Annotated in this window: 19 protein-coding genes, 1 tRNA gene and 1 pseudogene; 13 read left to right on the top strand and 8 right to left on the bottom strand. The window is 67.9% G+C overall.

Annotated elements, in window-relative coordinates:
* The first annotated feature begins 83 nt into the window (after window positions 1–83).
* Window positions 84–1,079 (top strand): radical SAM protein, encoded by a 996-nt coding sequence (locus ACP99_RS02520; protein WP_049985083.1) that lies wholly within the window; start codon window positions 84–86, stop codon window positions 1,077–1,079.
* A 172-nt stretch (window positions 1,080–1,251) separates the two neighbouring features.
* Here the strand turns inward: ACP99_RS02520 and ACP99_RS02515 are convergent, their stop codons facing one another.
* Window positions 1,252–1,938, bottom strand: coding sequence for a hypothetical protein (locus tag ACP99_RS02515; RefSeq protein WP_049985082.1), 687 nt, complete (start codon window positions 1,936–1,938; stop codon window positions 1,252–1,254).
* A gap of 162 nt (window positions 1,939–2,100) precedes the next feature.
* On the opposite strand from ACP99_RS02515, the gene ACP99_RS02510 reads away from it, so the two are divergent.
* Complete coding sequence (locus tag ACP99_RS02510) at window positions 2,101–2,586, top strand: TRAM domain-containing protein (protein ID WP_049985081.1); 486 nt, start codon at window positions 2,101–2,103, stop codon at window positions 2,584–2,586.
* 180 nt (window positions 2,587–2,766) lie between these two features.
* Window positions 2,767–3,279 carry a Tfx family DNA-binding protein gene (locus tag ACP99_RS02505; RefSeq protein ID WP_049985080.1) on the top strand — a complete coding sequence of 171 codons (513 nt, stop codon included), beginning with the start codon at window positions 2,767–2,769 and terminating at the stop codon, window positions 3,277–3,279.
* 24 nt (window positions 3,280–3,303) lie between these two features.
* Here ACP99_RS02505 and ACP99_RS02500 read toward each other — a convergent pair whose 3' ends face one another.
* Window positions 3,304–4,392: a mannose-1-phosphate guanylyltransferase gene (locus tag ACP99_RS02500; protein ID WP_049985079.1), complete on the bottom strand. Its 1,089-nt coding sequence runs from the start codon at window positions 4,390–4,392 to the stop codon at window positions 3,304–3,306.
* Window positions 4,392–4,694 carry a DUF7091 family protein gene (locus tag ACP99_RS02495; RefSeq protein ID WP_049985078.1) on the bottom strand — a complete coding sequence of 101 codons (303 nt, stop codon included), beginning with the start codon at window positions 4,692–4,694 and terminating at the stop codon, window positions 4,392–4,394. The genes ACP99_RS02500 and ACP99_RS02495 overlap by 1 nt, the downstream gene beginning before the upstream one ends.
* Window positions 4,695–4,900: 206 nt before the next feature.
* Between ACP99_RS02495 and ACP99_RS02490 the strand changes: the two genes are divergently transcribed.
* From ACP99_RS02490 to ACP99_RS21590, 4 genes and pseudogenes are all read left to right on the top strand, one after another.
* On the top strand, window positions 4,901–5,830 hold the full coding sequence (locus tag ACP99_RS02490; RefSeq protein WP_049985077.1) for a replication factor A: 930 nt from the start codon (window positions 4,901–4,903) through the stop codon (window positions 5,828–5,830).
* Between the two features lies 1 nt (window position 5,831).
* Window positions 5,832–6,500, top strand: a complete 669-nt coding sequence (locus tag ACP99_RS02485; protein ID WP_049985076.1) for an RPA family protein — start codon at window positions 5,832–5,834, stop codon at window positions 6,498–6,500.
* A gap of 107 nt (window positions 6,501–6,607) precedes the next feature.
* Window positions 6,608–7,018 carry a ribbon-helix-helix protein, CopG family gene (locus ACP99_RS02480; RefSeq protein WP_049985075.1) on the top strand — a complete coding sequence of 137 codons (411 nt, stop codon included), beginning with the start codon at window positions 6,608–6,610 and terminating at the stop codon, window positions 7,016–7,018.
* A gap of 46 nt (window positions 7,019–7,064) precedes the next feature.
* Window positions 7,065–7,394: pseudogene (locus tag ACP99_RS21590) on the top strand (DUF7344 domain-containing protein); the annotation flags it as partial.
* 127 nt (window positions 7,395–7,521) lie between these two features.
* Here ACP99_RS21590 and ACP99_RS02475 read toward each other — a convergent pair.
* A complete protein-coding gene (locus ACP99_RS02475) occupies window positions 7,522–7,977 on the bottom strand; it encodes a DUF5814 domain-containing protein (RefSeq protein WP_049985074.1) in 456 nt (151 codons plus the stop codon).
* 118 nt (window positions 7,978–8,095) lie between these two features.
* On the opposite strand from ACP99_RS02475, the gene ACP99_RS02470 reads away from it, so the two are divergent.
* Window positions 8,096–8,168: transfer RNA gene (locus tag ACP99_RS02470), tRNA-His, on the top strand.
* Window positions 8,169–8,358: 190 nt separating this feature from the next.
* On the opposite strand, the gene ACP99_RS02465 is transcribed toward ACP99_RS02470, so the two are convergent.
* Both ACP99_RS02465 and ACP99_RS02460 read right to left on the bottom strand, forming a co-directional pair.
* Window positions 8,359–8,778, bottom strand: coding sequence for an EamA family transporter (locus ACP99_RS02465; RefSeq protein WP_049985073.1), 420 nt, complete (start codon window positions 8,776–8,778; stop codon window positions 8,359–8,361).
* A complete protein-coding gene (locus ACP99_RS02460) occupies window positions 8,778–9,197 on the bottom strand; it encodes an EamA family transporter (protein WP_049985072.1) in 420 nt (139 codons plus the stop codon). The genes ACP99_RS02465 and ACP99_RS02460 overlap by 1 nt, the downstream gene beginning before the upstream one ends.
* A gap of 183 nt (window positions 9,198–9,380) precedes the next feature.
* Here ACP99_RS02460 and ACP99_RS02455 point away from each other — a divergent pair, with 183 nt between their 5' ends.
* Window positions 9,381–9,926: a DoxX family protein gene (locus tag ACP99_RS02455; RefSeq protein ID WP_049985071.1), complete on the top strand. Its 546-nt coding sequence runs from the start codon at window positions 9,381–9,383 to the stop codon at window positions 9,924–9,926.
* A 103-nt stretch (window positions 9,927–10,029) separates the two neighbouring features.
* Entirely contained in the window at window positions 10,030–11,061 is a 1,032-nt protein-coding gene (locus tag ACP99_RS02450) for a threonine aldolase family protein (RefSeq protein ID WP_049985070.1), read from the top strand.
* On the opposite strand, the gene ACP99_RS02445 is transcribed toward ACP99_RS02450, so the two are convergent.
* Complete coding sequence (locus ACP99_RS02445) at window positions 11,062–12,015, bottom strand: cation diffusion facilitator family transporter (protein WP_049985069.1); 954 nt, start codon at window positions 12,013–12,015, stop codon at window positions 11,062–11,064.
* A 126-nt stretch (window positions 12,016–12,141) separates the two neighbouring features.
* Between ACP99_RS02445 and ACP99_RS02440 the strand changes: the two genes are divergently transcribed.
* Window positions 12,142–12,660 (top strand): metallophosphoesterase, encoded by a 519-nt coding sequence (locus ACP99_RS02440; protein ID WP_049985068.1) that lies wholly within the window; start codon window positions 12,142–12,144, stop codon window positions 12,658–12,660.
* Window positions 12,661–12,696: 36 nt separating this feature from the next.
* On the opposite strand, the gene ACP99_RS02435 is transcribed toward ACP99_RS02440, so the two are convergent.
* On the bottom strand, window positions 12,697–13,656 hold the full coding sequence (locus ACP99_RS02435) for a helix-turn-helix domain-containing protein (protein WP_049985067.1): 960 nt from the start codon (window positions 13,654–13,656) through the stop codon (window positions 12,697–12,699).
* Window positions 13,657–13,767: 111 nt separating this feature from the next.
* Here ACP99_RS02435 and ACP99_RS02430 point away from each other — a divergent pair, with 111 nt between their 5' ends.
* Window positions 13,768–13,989, top strand: a complete 222-nt coding sequence (locus tag ACP99_RS02430; RefSeq protein WP_081927059.1) for a DUF7859 family protein — start codon at window positions 13,768–13,770, stop codon at window positions 13,987–13,989.
* Window positions 13,990–13,993: 4 nt separating this feature from the next.
* Complete coding sequence (locus ACP99_RS02425; protein ID WP_049985066.1) at window positions 13,994–15,196, top strand: inorganic phosphate transporter; 1,203 nt, start codon at window positions 13,994–13,996, stop codon at window positions 15,194–15,196.
* The last annotated feature ends 22 nt before the right edge of the window (window positions 15,197–15,218 follow it).

Raw genomic sequence — 15,218 nt, 5'->3', positions numbered from 1 at the left:
CGGCGTGACTCGCGAAGGTCGCATCTCCGGCCGGTCTAGATAGCACGACTTTTGGGCCTCCGGCCGGTAATCCGTACGACAGAATGATCTCGAAGGGCTGTGAGCAGTGCGCGAAGGGCGGCAAGATGGTCCTGTTCGTGTACGGGTACTGCGACCAGCGCGACTGCTTCTACTGCCCGCTCGGCGAGAACCGCAAGAACGTCACCGACGTCTACGCCAACGAGCGCCTCGTCGAGTCCGACGACGACGTCCTCGAGGAGGCCCACCGGATGGACGCCCTCGGCACCTCGATCACCGGGGGCGAGCCGCAGGAGGCGCTCGACCGGACGTGTCACTACCTCTCGCTCTTGAAAGACGAGTTCGGCGAGGACCACCACACCCACCTCTACACCGGGATCACCGGCGGTCGGGAGAATATGCGCCGCCTCTCGGAGGCGGGGCTCGACGAGATCCGATTCCACCCGCCGTACGAACTGTGGGGCGACCTCCACGGAACCGAGTGGGAGGAGATACTCTACGTCGCCCGCGAGGAGGGCCTGACGCCCGCCTTCGAGATCCCCGGCATCCGCGCCGAAGAGGAGTTCCTGGAGTTCCTCGACGAGGGCGCGGCCGACTTCTGCAACGTCAACGAGTTCGAGATGAGCGACGGGAACTACCGACGGATGCAGGAGGAGGGCTACGAACTGCAGGAGGGCCACATGTCCGCCGTCGACGGCTCCAAGGATGAGATCCTCGAAACGATGGGCGACCACGAACGCGTGTACTTCTGCACCTCCGTGTTCAAGGACGCCGCCCAGCACCGCAACCGGCTCAAGCGGATGGCGCGGACGATCCGCCGGCCGTTCGACGAGGTGACCGACGACGGGACGCTCGTCTACGGCAAGACGTGGATCGGGAGCGAGGAGTTAGACGCCCTCGGCGTCCCCGAGGAGTTCTACACCGTCAAGTCCGAGCACGTCGAGGTCGCGTGGTGGCTCTTAGAGGAGATGATCGAGGAGGGCGACGTTCCCGAGGGCGAGATCGTCGAGCAGTACCCCACCGCGGACGGGACTGTGGTCGAGCGGACGCCGCTGGCGTAGGGACGTCGCGAGCGCGGTACGCGCGAGCGGCCGAGCCGATAGGCGAGGCTTTTGGTCCAGCTTTTGCCGAGCGAGCGCAGCGAGCGCAGCGCAAAAGGTGGGACTGGGACGGTGGTCGAGCGGACGCCGCTGGCGTAGGGACGTCGCGAGTGCGATTCGTCTCGCCGCTCCGCTATTTAGCTCGCGCGCGTCGATCCATCGTCAGCGCCGCGTACAGGCTCGGGACGAACGCGACGGCCACCCCGACGAGGAGCCACTCGCCGAGCGGGCCGGCGGTGACGACGCCGACGGCCGCGATACCGAGGCCGACCACCCCACCGGCGGCCGCAGCGCGCCGCTTCGTCCGGCGCTCGAAGTCGACGCCGCGCGCGGCCCCGTAGAGCGCCGCGCCGAGCGCGCAGAGCACGCCGGCGGCGACGCCGACGAGCGGTTCGCCGACGAGCGGGCCCGAAATTGCGAGCACGACTCCGGTTGCCGCACCGACGGCGACGGACGTCCGCGGCGAGAGGGGGTTGACGCCGGCCCCGAAGTGCGCGGCGTACCCAGCCGGAGGCGCGACGAGCACGAGGCCGACGAGCGCCGCTCGGAGCAGCCCGGCAGCCGTGGGGTCTTCGAGCACGACTCCGAGCGAACCGGCGGCCGCGACGACGACCCCACCGGCGAGCAGCCAGCGCGGACGGAGCGTCGCCGCCGGGTCGTCGTCGCGGACGATCCCGAATCCGACGAACGGGTAGGAGACGAGCGCGCCGAGCACGACCGTCGCGTAGAGCCCCCAGCCGAGTGTGATGCCTGTCACAACGACCGAGAGCCCGAGGAAGATGCCGATGAGGACCGCGAACTCGGGGACGCGACGGCTCATACACCGAGTCGGAGCGAGGCGGCAGAAAGCGTTGCGGTCGCGGTCCTGACGGCAGGGTCACAGCCGGTCGTCGGGACGGCGTCACAGCCGCTCGAACGACCAGCGTCGCGGCCGGTTCGCAGACCCGCAAGCGTTTAGACGGCCCGTCAAGTATCTCCCGCTATGTCAGACTGTCCGTTAGCCGACGACTGCCCCCGGTACTCGGAGCGAATCGACGGGATGGGGTGTCAGTACTACGGCGACCGCGGCGGCGCGGAGTGGTGTAACAACTACGAACAGCCGATCCGCGACCTGAAGGCCCAGCCCGTAAAGCCGGGCGAGGAGGTCGTCGTCGAGGTCGACGACATCCACGAGAGCGGCTCGGGCGTCGGCCGCACGGATGACGGCTTCATCGTCCTGATCGACGGCCTCCTGCCGGAGGCCCGCGCCGTCGTCCGAATCGACCGCGTGAAGTCGAACCACGCGACGGCGAAGAAGGTCGTCGAGCGGCTCCCGCTCGACCCCGACGCGGTCGACGACGAGGAGGACGAGGAACCGACCGAGTCGGGCGACGGCGACGCGGACGACGGGACCGACGACACCGACGACACCGGCGGCCGCGGACGACCGACCGCGCTCGGAAGTCGCGACAACTTCTGGGGCGGGTAGTCGGCCGCATCGACCGGGCGAGACCGAACGGACAGTCTGCTCTCCGTCTCGACCGACGACCTCCGCCGCGCGGACGTGCGCCGCTCGCCTGCTGATGGTACTTCTACCGCTCATTTTCACCGACGCGACGGACGGTCCATCTTCTGTAGCTTTTTTGCGGCCGCCGCGCAAACACACGGTATGGCTGATGGCGAAGGCGACGGCGTGGAGTCGGCCGAGTCGGACGACGCGGGGACGTTCGACGTCGACGCCGCGCTGTCGGAGGTCGGATTCGACCCCGATGAGAGCGTGTTGACCCGTCGGCAGGCCGAGGTGCTGGTACTCCGCGAGCGCGGCATCCAGCAGTCGCGCATCGCCGAGATGCTCGGTACCTCGCGCGCGAACGTCTCGAGCGTGGAATCGAGCGCCCGCCGAAACGTCGAGAAGGCCCGCGAGACCGTCGCGTTCGCGGAGGCGCTGGCCGCGCCGGTGCAGATCGCCGTCGAGAAGGGAACCGACCTCTACGACGTCCCGAAGCAGGTGTACGACGCCTGCGACGAGGCCGGCGTGAAGGTGAACCGGACCGCACCGGAGCTGATGAAGGCCGTCTCCGACGCCGCCGGCGACGCCATCCAGGGTCGGGAGGTCCGCGAGCCGCTGCTCGTCGGGGTCACGACCGGCGGGAAAGTTCAGGTGCGCCGAACCGCCGAGTAGGCCCCGAAAGCGTCGGGTCGACGCTCAGAACTCGCCGCGTTCTTCCAGCGACCGTACGAGCGATTTGACGTCCTGTGCTCGCGATTTCGGGACGACCAGCACGCGGTCGTCCCACGCGACGACCGCGAGATCCGACACGCCGACCAGCGAGACGTGTGCGTCCTCGGCGACGACGACGTTGTCCGCGGCGTCGATCGTCCGGAGCGCCACGTCGCCGTCGGTGACGTTGCCGTCCCCGTCGGCGTCGAGGACGCGCTCGAACGCGTCCCACGAGCCGACGTCGTCCCACGGGAAGGACACCGGGACGACAGCGACATCGTCGGCGGTCTCGAAGACCGCGTTGTCGACGCTGACGGGATCAGTCGATTCGAACGCCTCGGTTACCTCTTCGGCCGTCGTCTCCGAGCGGAGCGCGGCGGCGAGCGACGCCAGCGGCGACGACTCCACGGCGTCGAAGAAGACCGTCGGTCGCCACGCGAACAGCCCGGCGTTCCAGTAGTGACCGGCCTCGACGTACGCCGCCGCGGTCGCGGGGTCGGGCTTCTCGTGGAACGACCGGACCGGAGCCCACGCCTCTCGCTCGCCCCCCTCGACGGCTCCGTCCGCGGGCTCGATGTAGCCGTATCCGGTCTCGGCCCGCGTCGGTTCCACCCCGAACGTCACGAGGCGATCCTCGCGCGCGGCGACGGCGGTCCCCCGCCGAACTGCGGGCGCGAACCCCTCGCCGACGAGGTGGTCGCTCGGGAGCGCCAGAACCACGCAGTCGTCGTACTCCGTGGAAACCCGGTGCGTCGCGTACAGCAGCGCCGGTCCGGTGTCGCGGCCCGCGGGCTCGACGAGCACCGTCGCTTCGCCCACTCGCTCGGCGACCCCCTCTCGGTACGACTCGCGGGTGACGACGACCACCTCGTCGGCGACGTCGCGAGCGCGTTCGACGGTGCGTTCGAGGAGCGATCCCCCCTCGCTCTCGCCGTCGCCGTCCGCGGCCAGCGAGAGGAACTGCTTCGGTCGGTCGGACCGGCTCGCGGGGTAGAGCCGCGACCCGGTGCCGCCGGCGAGCACGACGGCGACAACCGGGAGCGAGTCGTCGCCGTCGGAGTCGGTCCCCGTCATCACCACGTCTCCACGATGCCGTCGCAGATGTCGTCGACGCAGCCCTCGCAGTCCGGGTGTCCGGCCTCGTAACAGGCCGGGGTCCCCTCGTCGTCGACGGCGACGGCCCGGCGCTCGGCGTGGCGGCGGCAGACGAGCCGGACGCGCCCCTCGTCGTCGCGGGGGAGCGAACTCGCTACCGCGTCGCTGTCGTTTCGACCGCCCGATTCTCTCCCGTCTCGGTAGGCGTCCCGGGCGCGGGCGTACTGTCGCCCCGCGGCGCGGAGCTTCTGACGCAGGATGTGTTCGAGACGGTCGTCCATCGTTCCGTCGTGGGGCACGGATCGACATAGGTCCGTTGGTGGGTCTCCTCGAATCCGACGGACCGCTCTTTCGACCCCTCCACCGCTAGTATCCCGGCGGTGTCCGACGGACTTCACTTTCACCCCGGTTACGATACTTTATTACTCATCGCGCACCAAACGCCCTGTGCCTCCCATCGGAAAACAAGGCGGAGGCGAGTGAAACTATGTCAGACCTGCGAACACACGCAGCGGAGATAGCCGAACAGTTCTCGGACCACCTAGACGTCAGCGAAGACGAGGTCGAGGAGCGACTGGAGAACCTCGTCGAGGAGTACCGCGTCCCCGTCGAGGAGGCGCGCCGATCGGTGATCAACAGCTACCTCGAGGAGGCCGGCCTCGACCGCGACGAGATCGGTCGCGGCGGTAACGACGAGGTCCGCCTCGCCGACATCGACGAGGACGAGCAATGGATCGACGTGACCGCCAAGGTCGTCGAACTGTGGGAGCCCCGGAGCGACTCGATCGCGCAGGTGGGCCTGCTCGGCGACGAGTCCGGGCGAACCAAGTTCGTCGCCTTCGAGACCTCGGACCTCCCGAAGCTCGAAGAAGGAGCGGTCTACCGCCTCGGCAACGTCGTCACCGACGAGTACCAGGGCAACTTCTCGGTGAAGCTGAACAAGACGACCTCGATCGAAGAACTCGACGAGGACATCGAGGTCGGCGACGACTCGACCACCGTCGAGGGCGCGCTCGTCGACATCCAGTCGGGCAGCGGCCTCATCAAGCGCTGCCCGGAAGAGGGCTGCACGCGCGTCCTCCAGAACGGCCGCTGTTCGGAGCACGGTGACGTCGACGGCGAGTTCGACCTCCGGATCAAGGGCGTCCTCGACGACGGCGAGCGCGTCCACGAGATCATCTTCGGCCGCGAGGTCACGGAGGACCTCACCGGCGTCACGCTCGACGAAGCCCAGCAGATGGCGATGGACGCCCTCGACACGACGGTCGTCGTCGACGAGATGCGCGAGGACCTCCTCGGCACCTACTACCGCGTCTCCGGGCCCGAACTGGGGCGCTACGTCCTCGCCGACGAGGTCGAACGGCTCACCGAACCGGCGGATCCCGAAGCGGTGCTGATCAAAGCGAGGTCGATCTGAGATGAGTTCCAACGAAATCCCCTCCCGAGAAGTCGCCCGACGCGTGTTCGCAGACGAGTTCAACGACTCCGCCTTCACGTTCAAGGAGTCCGACGACGACCGCGCGCCCGTCTACCTGCTGCTGCCGACGGGCGAGAAAGCCAACCGCGTGTTCTTCGTCGGCACCCTCACCGAGAAGGACGACGTCGGCGAGGACAACGAGTACTGGCGCGGTCGCATCGTCGACCCGACGGGCACGTTCTTCGTCTACGCGGGGCAGTACCAGCCGGAGGCCGCGAGTATGCTCCGAGAGCTGGAACCGCCCGCGTACGTCGCAGTCGTCGGTAAGCCGCGGACCTACGAGACCGACGACGGCTCCGTCAACGTCTCCGTCCGTCCCGAGTCGATCCAGGTCGTCGACGCCGCGACCCGCGACCGCTGGGTCGTCGAGACCGCCGAGCGGACGCTCGACCGCATCGCCGCGTTCGACGAGGAGGGCAACGAGTACGCGCGGATGGCCCGCGAGGAGTACGACCTCCCGATCGACCGCTACAAGGACTCGGCCGTCTCGGCGCTCGAAAGCCTCGAAGAGTCCGACAGCGACGAGTTCGGTCTCGACGGCGGCAGCGCCGTCGAGGACGCGGACGCCGAGTCCGACGCCGACCAGTCGAGCCTCCAGACCGAGCCGTAGGCCGGATTAGGGAGGCTCGAAAGCGAGCCGCTCGGCGGTTTCACGACGCGTCGTGTGAGCGTCTGACGAAGGGTTAAGTGGATCGCCCGACGAGTTAGAGACGAGATATGGGCAACAAGAACAAGACGATCTCGTTCCGCGTCAACGAGGACGCCTTCGAGACGCTGCGCGAGATCGCCGAGGAACGGGACATCTCGCTTTCGGCGGTCTTCCGCGACTACGTCGACACGCTCGTTGCCCACGACGGACAAGTGCAGGTCGTCTCCGAGCACGAACTCGAACAGTTGCGCACCGGCGGCGACGAGCAGGAGTTCCCGCCGACGGTGACCGTCCCGAAGAGCTTCGTCCGCGAGCACGAGCGTCTAGAGTTGGAGGCCGAACACCTCCGCGAACAGCTCGAGGAGCACAAGCAGTACGTCAACCACCTCCGCGAGCAGCTCGACGCCGAGGACGAGGAGGTCATCCACTTAGAAGACCTCGACGCCGAGGCGGAAGAGCCGTCGTTCCGGTTGGGCTGACAGCGGGATCACACGGTGGAATCGCTCGGAACCACCCTGAGGAGGCGTGTCGACAGCGGAACTGGAAACTTGGCCTTGTGGCCTGTATTTATGCCGACATCTATATAGCTGTACGTCGCCTGACTTCTCCGTGACTTCGTTAGACGAGGTATTCAAGCTACTCAGCAAGGAACGGCGGCGGTACGCGCTCTACTATCTCTATCAGCGAGACCACGCGGTCACGGTCGAAGAACTCGCAGAGGCGGTCCACGAGTGGGAAGCCGCTTCGGCTGACGTTACGGAACCCGACAGGCGGTTCGAGGACGTATTGCTGACGTTGCATCACACTCACCTGCCGGAGATCGAATCGTTCGCGAGCATCGAGTTCGATCGCGAGCGTGAGCGGGTCAAATCACCGACGCCGCTCGGGAAGTCGAGATACTGCTCTCGATCGCGAAGCACCTCGAGAAGCCGTCACTGGATATCGACGCCGTCGACGTATCAGAGTTGCTCAACTAGCGACGCTACCCCGACAGCGCCGTTCGCGCGCGGTGTAGCTTCTGTTCCATCTCCTCGTTGCCCTCGACGCCAGCGAGCGTCTCGGCCGCTTCGAGCGTTCGGACCGCGTTGTCCAGAAACGAGAGCACGTCGCCGGGATACGCGTACAGCATGTACTCGTCGCCCATCACGTCGACGATCGCGTCTGGGCCGAGTCCCTGCGCGCGCAGTTCGAGGAGGTAGCGGACGAACTGCCGCTCGGGGTAGCCGGTGTAGAGGTCGTCGGGGTTCTCCGGGTCGAGGAAGTCCTCGGCGAAGTCGAGCAGGCGGTCCCGCGTCGCGTCGTCGACCTTCGAGAGGCCCTCGCCGGAGTAGAGCACGTCCATCGTCGCGCCCTTGAACGCCCCCTTCGGGATGTTGACGTCGAGTTGGGAGACGATCTGGCGGTGGTTCTTGAGGTAGACCTTGTCCGTGATAGCCACGGTTACGCGTTCGTAGGTCGCTGCGGGCGAAAAGCCTCCCGATTCCGTGTGACTTCGCCGCACTCCGGTGCGGAGTCGTAACGTATTTGACTGCGACGGGGGTACCTGAAGGTGCGTGTCCGGGTTAGGGTAGTGGACTATCCTTCAGCCTTGTGGAGGCTGAGACGCGGGTTCAATTCTCGCACCCGGACCTTCTGAGGAACGTAGTGACGAAGAAGGACGGAAGGCGAGAATCTAACTAGACTGAGGTTCTGCGCGGAGCGCAGGTTCTCGGGTGAGGTTCAATTCTCGCACCCGGACCTTTCTGTCTGCGAACGACGTGAGCAGACGAACGTCCGACCCCGACGTGCCTGTCGCACGTGCTCCGACGACCGCCCGCTCTCAGACCGAGATCAACACGATCGCCACGATACTGAAGAAGATCCCGCCGACCTTCCGGGGAGTGAGCGTCTCCTCGAAGGCGACGATGCCGATCACCGAACTCACGACGATGAAGAGGCCGTAGATCGGCACGACGACGCTCACCGGACCGAGTTCGAGGGCGCGGTAGTACGTCAGCAGGCCGACGGTGAGCAGGACGCCCAGACCGACGATGTGCGGGGTGTATCGGTGCCGCAGATACGGGACGGGCGACTCGCCGCGGTAGTACAGCACGCCGCCGACGACGAGGAGCAGCACGAAGTTCGAGAAGAAGACCGCCGGCGTGCTCGGGATCGTCTCCATCGCGACCTTCAGAAGCGGCGCGACGAGACTGTAGGTCACGAACGCGAGGATCGAGAACTGCAGGTACGAGCGCGCCATCACTCGGCCCCCGAACTGAGATAGACCGCGACGATCGCCGAGGCGATGCCGCCGACGCGCGTGAGCGTCAGTTCCTCGCCTAGGAACGCGATCCCGATGACCGAACTCCCGACGATGAACATCCCGTAGATCGGGACGACGACGCTGACGGGGCCGCGCTGTAGGGCGAAGTAGTACGAGAGGATCCCGACCGCGAGAAACGCGCCGCCGACGTAGATGTAGCCCGCGCTGGGCAGGAGCGCGTACGTCAGCGGGTTCGTCTCCGTCGCGACCATCACCCCGAGCGTGAGCACGAGAAAGACGGCCGTGGCCAGAAACAGCGAGACGGCCGGCGGAACCTCCTGTGTCACCTTGCTGGTCAGCGGCGCGAGCGTCCCGTACGACACGAGCGCGACGATCACCCACGGAAGGTACTCCATAGCAGACGATCCCGCGTTTGGTATAACGCTCTTACGCACCCGATCGAGTCCGTCAGACGCCGCCGCCGGCGGCGCGGGGAACCAATCGTACGGTAGTCGTTCACTCGATTTCTACAAAATCGGGAACCGTATTCCCGTTATATGCTCCGAGCGTGCAACTGTTCAGGTGTAAGGTGAACGATTATGAGCACAACCCCCACCACCCGAACCGCGGCTGAGACGACCTTCGGAAACGTCCTCGACTTCGACCTGCAGGGCACCCTCGCCGGCTACTGGATCGCCGTGCTGCGCGTGATCACCGGCTACTGGTTCCTGCACGCCGGCTTCACGAAGTTCAGCTTCGTCGCCGGCGAGCCGTTCGACGCGAGCGGCTACCTCCTCAACGCCTCGGGCAGTCCGATCGCGGGCCTGTTCACGTGGGTCGCGAGCACCCCGTGGATGCTGGAGTTCACGAACCTGATGATCCCGCTCGGCGAGTTCCTCATCGGGCTCGGACTGGTCGTGGGCGCGCTCGTCCGGCTGGCCTCGTTCTTCGGGGTCGTCCTGATGACGTTCTTCTACCTGGGGAACGCCGACTGGGCGCACGGGCTGGTCAACGGTGACCTGATGGGGCTCCTGCTCTTCGTCACCGTCGCGACCCTCGGCGCGGGCCGGATCCTCGGCCTCGACGCCTACCTGGAACAGCTCGACTTCGCGGACAACCGGATCGCGAAGTTCCTCCTCGGGTAACTCCCGCATCCCGTCGTAGTTTGTCGCTCTCTTTTCTCGCTTTCAACCGCTGAGAGCGACGCATACCCGCGGATACTTTGCCTCCGACGCCGACTGGTCCACTATGTCGATCGACCTCCGAAGCGACACGGTCACGCGGCCCTCAGAGGCGATGCGCGAGGCGGCCGCGGACGCGCCCGTCGGCGACGACGTCTACGGCGAGGACCCGTCGGTGAACGAACTCGAAGCCGCCGCGGCCGAACGCGTCGGCACCGAGGACGCCCTCTACGTGCCGACCGGCACGATGGGCAACCAGATCGCCGCCCGCGTCCACGCCGACCGGGGCGAGGAGGTCCTCCTCGACCGGAAATCGCACATCTACTGCTGGGAACTCGGCGGACTCGCCCAGTTGTCCGGCATCCAGCCGCGTCCCGTCGACGCGGACGAGGCCGTCCCGACGCCCGCACAGATCGACGAGGCGTACGTCGAGGCGGATCTGCACCGCGCCGGAACGGGGCTCCTCGCGCTCGAGAACACCCACAACGGCCGCGGCGGCGTCGCGGTTCCACCGGACCGTATCGCCGCGGCGGCCGAGGCGGCGCACGACCGCGGCGTCCCGGTGCACCTCGACGGCGCGCGGCTGTTCAACGCCTGCGTCGCGCTCGACGTCGACCCCGCGCGGATGGTCCGCGACGTCGACTCGGTACTCTTCTGCCTCTCGAAGGGCCTCGGTGCCCCGGTCGGCTCGATCCTCGCGGGCGACGAGGACTTCGTCGAGGAGGCCCGCCGCGTCCGCAAACTGCTCGGCGGCGGGATGCGCCAGGCCGGGATGATCGCCGCGCCCGGGCTGCTCGCGCTGGACAACGTCGAGCGACTCGCCGTCGACCACGAGAACGCCGCCGCGCTCGCGAGCGGTCTCGACGCCCTCGACGGCGTCCGCGCCGCGGACCCGGACACCAACATCGTGCAGGTGTTCACCGACGACCTCGGCGTCCGCGCCGAGACGTTCGCCGAAGCCTGCGAGGCACGCGGCGTCCTCGGCGGCCACCACGGCCCCTACCTCACGCGCTTCTGTACGCACCTCGACGTGACCCGCGAGGACGTCGACGACGCCGTCGATCTGATTTCCGACGTCGTCACCGAATTGAGCGCCTGATCAGAGCCGAGTCGAGACCTCCGGTTCGACGAACACGTGCGTCACGCGGTCGTCGGCCCCGCGGAGTCGCGCTTCGATGTCCTCGATGATTCCATCGAGGTCGCCGGCCTCCGTTTCGGGACCGACGGTGACGTCCATCGTCACGAGCACCGTCTGCGGACCGACGTAGACCGTCCGAAACGTGTCGATGTGGACGACTTTCGTCGACTCGCGAACCGCGTCGCGGAGGTCGGCCTCGACGTCGGCCGGGAGGCTTTCGCCCAGAATCAGCCGCTTGTTCTCCCACGCCAGCGCGAGCGCGAACCCCATCAGCATCAATCCGATGAGTAGCGCGGCGATCGCGTCGAACACCTCGTTGCCGGTCGCCTTCGACAGCAGGATCCCGATGAGCGCCAGTCCCGCGCCGAGCAGCGCGATGGTGTCCTCGGTGAACGCGGTCAGCGTCGTCACGTCGCTCATCTTGTCGAACGCCTCCCTGATCCCGCTCCAGCCGTAGTGGTCGATCTGCCGCTGCATCTCCGCGTTCGCCTTCCACAGCGCGTAGCTCTCGAACCCGATCGCGCCGAGTAATACGACGACGTTCACGTACCACGAGGGGAACGTCGACCCCGCGACCGTGAGCGTTCCGCTCGCGGCGTGGCCCCCGTGCATAATCGCGTTGTAGCCGTGCTTCGCCGACTCCCAGCCCGCGATCCCGAACAGGAGCACGGCGACCAGAAACGAGTAGAAGAACTGCGCTTTCCCGTATCCGAACGGGTGCTCGCGGCTCGACTCCTTCTCGCTGAACCGGATCCCGACGAGGAGGAACACCTGGTTGCCGGTGTCGGAGATCGAGTGGTACGTCTCCGACAGCATCGATGGACTGCCGGTGAGGAGGAATCCGCCGAACTTCATCACGGCTATCGCCCCGTTCGCGAACAGCGCGGCGAGGACGACGCCTTTGCTTCCGGCCATACGCTCATCACCGAGGACGGGAATAAAGTGGTTTGCACCTGCGGACGAACCGGTGGTGCGTCTCGGGCCGAACCGCACCGTCTCGGCAGTCGGACGGTTCTTGAGGGTCGACCGCCTACGCCGGCTATGCTCACCGTCGTCTCCGACACCCACAGCACCGATTCGCACCGCCTCGCCGGACGGACGCTCGAGGCCGTCCGCGAGGCCGACGTCGTCGCGCACGCGGGCGACTTTATGCGGGAGTCCGTCCTCGACGACTTCGAGCGCGAGTCGACCCGACTGCTGGGCGTCACCGGCAACAACGACGACGCGGGGATCCGCTCGCGGCTCCCCGACGCCCGGAACTTCACGTACGGCGGGCTCACGTTCGCGATGACGCACACCCGGCCCGGCGGCCCGACGGCGCTCTCGCTGTTCGGCCGTCAGCGCGGTGCCGACGTCGTCCTCTTCGGGCACAGTCACCGACCGACGTACGACGAAACGGGCGAGGTCACCCTGCTCAACCCGGGCAGCCACGCCCAGCCGCGCGGCAACCGCGCGGCGCACGCCGAACTCGAAGCCCTGCCCGACGGCGGCGTCGAGGGGCGACTCGTCACCGTCGACGGCGACGTGTTCGAGTCGTTCGTCGTCGACGGCGAACCGTAGCGCCGTCGGACGGCCGGACAGACGAGCGGTAGGTGCTCATGAGAGCCACCCGCGCTGCCACGCGACCGCGAGGAACGCCAGCGCGACGACCCCGCCGACGAAGAAGAACGCGCCCGGCGGGAGCGTCGACAGCGCCGCGCTCACCGCCTCTATCGGGCCTTCTCCTCCCCTTCCGACGGCTTGGACTGTCTCGGCGGCTGTCTGGGTCGCCTCCGCGACCGTTTCCGTCGGGGCCTCGGTCGCCGTGGGCTCGGCTGTCGGCTCGGCGGTGGGCGCGGCAGTCGGTTCCGCGGTCGGCTCCGGAGTCGGCGTCTCGGTCGCCTCGGCGATCTGAAACCCGCCGTCGTCCGACGCTTCGGTCGTCGGCTCCGGAGTCGGCGTCGCCGTCTCTGCCTCGGCCGGGGTCGCCGTCTCGGTGGCTTCCCCCGCCGCTGTCTCCGTCCCGCTGGTATTCGCCGCCTCCCCGCCGGTGCCGCCGCCGCTCCCGCCGTCCGCGTCGGGGGTTCCCCCGTCCCCGCCAGCGCCGCTCGATCCGAGGGACACCGTCGGGGCCGCTCCGGAGCGCACGAGCCTGTCGACGAGCACGCTGCCGAGCGCGACGACCCCCAGTCCGCCGAGCAACTGCCCCAACACCGACTGGAGGCCGCTCGTGTCGTCTTCCGTGCCGGCGACGACGACGAGCGCTCGGTCCGCGGGCGCGTAGACGGTCATCTCCCGACCCTTCTCCGAGTACGCCGTCCCGGCGGACTCGATGAGTCCGGCGGTCTCGAGTCGGTCGAGGTGGTACTGGGCGTTCTGGATCGAGGTGTCGACGCGGTCGGCGACCTCCGAGGGCGTCCCCGGCTCCTCGTGGAGTTCGGCGAGGACCGTTCGGGCCGTCCCCGATCCGATCGCCGCGAGCAGCTCGTCGACCTCGTCGCTGTCGAGTCCGACGACGCGCGGGTCCTTGTCCTCGCCGTCGGAGACGTCTGGCCGGGAGGGCAGAATGTCGGCCATCTCTCAGATACCTTTCGACGCACCTGTGATGAGTCTTGCTCTCGCTCCCGAGACCCACGCGCCGGAGCCGACGGCGAAACGCCTTTACTGACGCCGGGGGAAGCGGCGGCTATGTTCGTCTCACCACCGGGTGCGATCGGCCGATCGGGAGCCGTGGATCCGGGTGGCACCCCCGCGCAGATCGACGCCGTCGTCGACTTCGTCGCGAGTAATCCGGCGCTCGTCGTCCTCCTCGTGTTTCTCTTGGGCTTCGTCTTCTTCGCGTATCTGTTCGTCCGGCGCACGCTGACCGGGCTCCGCGACGGATTCGACGAGGGATACCGAGGGAAGTAGCGAAATGGTCGCAACCGGGACGCTTCTCACCCTCGTCGTCGCCGCGCTCGCGAGTATGTTTATGGCGTGGTCGATCGGCGCGGGCTCCTCGGGGTCGACGCCGTTCGCCCCCGCCGTCGGTGCGAACGCTATCTCCGTGATGCGCGCGGGGTTCGTCGTCGGCGTGCTCGGTCTCTCCGGGGCCGTCCTCCAGGGCGCGAACGTCACCGAGGCCGTCGGCAACGAGCTCGTCGTGGGCTCCGTCCTCACGCCGACGGCGTCGACGGTGGCGCTGCTCGTCGCGGCCGCGCTCGTCGCGATCGGCGTCTTCGCGGGCTATCCGATCGCGACGGCCTTCACCGTCACCGGCGCGGTCGTCGGCGTCGGCCTCGCGAACGGCGGCGGGCCGGCGGTCGCGAAGTACCAGCAGATCATCTCGCTGTGGGTGCTCACACCGTTCGTCGGCGGCGGCATCGCCTACGGCACCGCGAAACTGCTCCGCAACGAGTCGATCCCCGAGCGGGTCGCGATCCCCGCCCTCGGAGGAGTCATCGGGCTGTTGGTCGCGAACATCCGATTCGCCGCGCTGGGCGGGGAGTCCGGGCGGTCGCTGGCGGAGGTCGGCGCGGCCGCGACGCCGCCGACCGTGCTCCCGCTCGTGGGCGTCGATCTCGGCGTCGTCGCCGTCTCGGTGGCGTTCGCCCTCGTTGCGGCCGGGCTGGTCCGCCGGGAGATAAGCGCCGACGCGACGCGCGGACAGCGCCGGTTCCTCCTCGTGTTGGGCGGACTGGTCGCCTTCTCGGCCGGCGGCAGTCAGGTCGGTCTCGCGATCGGCCCGCTCGTGCCGCTCCTCGACGATGTGGCGGTCCCGCTCCCGGCGCTCCTCGTCGGCGGCGGACTCGGGCTCCTCGTCGGTTCGTGGACGGGTGCCCCGCGGATGATCAAAGCGATCGCGCAGGACTACTCCTCGCTGGGTCCGCGGCGGTCGATCGCGGCGATGATTCCCTCCTTCGCCATCGCACAGGCCGCCGTGGCCCTCGGGATCCCGGTGTCGTTCAACGAGATCATCGTCAGCGCGATCATCGGCAGCGGCTACGCCGCCGGCGGCGCGGGCGTCAGCAAGGAGAAGATGCTCAAGACGGTGCTGGCGTGGATCGGTTCGCTCGCTCTGGCGTTCGGCGTCGCCTACCTCGGATTCCTCGGTGTCGACGCGCTCTTGTCGGTCTGAAGGGACCGTACTTCGAGTCGAC

Origin of the sequence: Halobellus rufus, from assembly GCF_000739575.1 — an archaeon.
GTDB classification, from domain to species: domain Archaea; phylum Halobacteriota; class Halobacteria; order Halobacteriales; family Haloferacaceae; genus Haloquadratum; species Haloquadratum rufum.
This window is presented reverse-complemented; position numbering and strand designations above follow the sequence as displayed.

What these genes read in the sequence shown, in the direction of transcription:
- ACP99_RS02520 (WP_049985083.1), top strand. Translation starts at nt 84, where the DNA reads ATGATCTCGAAGGGCTGTGAGCAGTGCGCGAAGGGCGGCAAGATGGTC.
- ACP99_RS02515 (WP_049985082.1), bottom strand. Translation starts at nt 1,938, where the DNA reads ATGAGCCGTCGCGTCCCCGAGTTCGCGGTCCTCATCGGCATCTTCCTC.
- ACP99_RS02510 (WP_049985081.1), top strand. Translation starts at nt 2,101, where the DNA reads ATGTCAGACTGTCCGTTAGCCGACGACTGCCCCCGGTACTCGGAGCGA.
- ACP99_RS02505 (WP_049985080.1), top strand. Translation starts at nt 2,767, where the DNA reads ATGGCTGATGGCGAAGGCGACGGCGTGGAGTCGGCCGAGTCGGACGAC.
- ACP99_RS02500 (WP_049985079.1), bottom strand. Translation starts at nt 4,392, where the DNA reads ATGACGGGGACCGACTCCGACGGCGACGACTCGCTCCCGGTTGTCGCC.
- ACP99_RS02495 (WP_049985078.1), bottom strand. Translation starts at nt 4,694, where the DNA reads ATGGACGACCGTCTCGAACACATCCTGCGTCAGAAGCTCCGCGCCGCG.
- ACP99_RS02490 (WP_049985077.1), top strand. Translation starts at nt 4,901, where the DNA reads ATGTCAGACCTGCGAACACACGCAGCGGAGATAGCCGAACAGTTCTCG.
- ACP99_RS02485 (WP_049985076.1), top strand. Translation starts at nt 5,832, where the DNA reads ATGAGTTCCAACGAAATCCCCTCCCGAGAAGTCGCCCGACGCGTGTTC.
- ACP99_RS02480 (WP_049985075.1), top strand. Translation starts at nt 6,608, where the DNA reads ATGGGCAACAAGAACAAGACGATCTCGTTCCGCGTCAACGAGGACGCC.
- ACP99_RS02465 (WP_049985073.1), bottom strand. Translation starts at nt 8,778, where the DNA reads ATGGCGCGCTCGTACCTGCAGTTCTCGATCCTCGCGTTCGTGACCTAC.
- ACP99_RS02460 (WP_049985072.1), bottom strand. Translation starts at nt 9,197, where the DNA reads ATGGAGTACCTTCCGTGGGTGATCGTCGCGCTCGTGTCGTACGGGACG.
- ACP99_RS02455 (WP_049985071.1), top strand. Translation starts at nt 9,381, where the DNA reads ATGAGCACAACCCCCACCACCCGAACCGCGGCTGAGACGACCTTCGGA.
- ACP99_RS02450 (WP_049985070.1), top strand. Translation starts at nt 10,030, where the DNA reads ATGTCGATCGACCTCCGAAGCGACACGGTCACGCGGCCCTCAGAGGCG.
- ACP99_RS02445 (WP_049985069.1), bottom strand. Translation starts at nt 12,015, where the DNA reads ATGGCCGGAAGCAAAGGCGTCGTCCTCGCCGCGCTGTTCGCGAACGGG.
- ACP99_RS02440 (WP_049985068.1), top strand. Translation starts at nt 12,142, where the DNA reads ATGCTCACCGTCGTCTCCGACACCCACAGCACCGATTCGCACCGCCTC.
- ACP99_RS02435 (WP_049985067.1), bottom strand. Translation starts at nt 13,656, where the DNA reads ATGGCCGACATTCTGCCCTCCCGGCCAGACGTCTCCGACGGCGAGGAC.
- ACP99_RS02430 (WP_081927059.1), top strand. Translation starts at nt 13,768, where the DNA reads ATGTTCGTCTCACCACCGGGTGCGATCGGCCGATCGGGAGCCGTGGAT.
- ACP99_RS02425 (WP_049985066.1), top strand. Translation starts at nt 13,994, where the DNA reads ATGGTCGCAACCGGGACGCTTCTCACCCTCGTCGTCGCCGCGCTCGCG.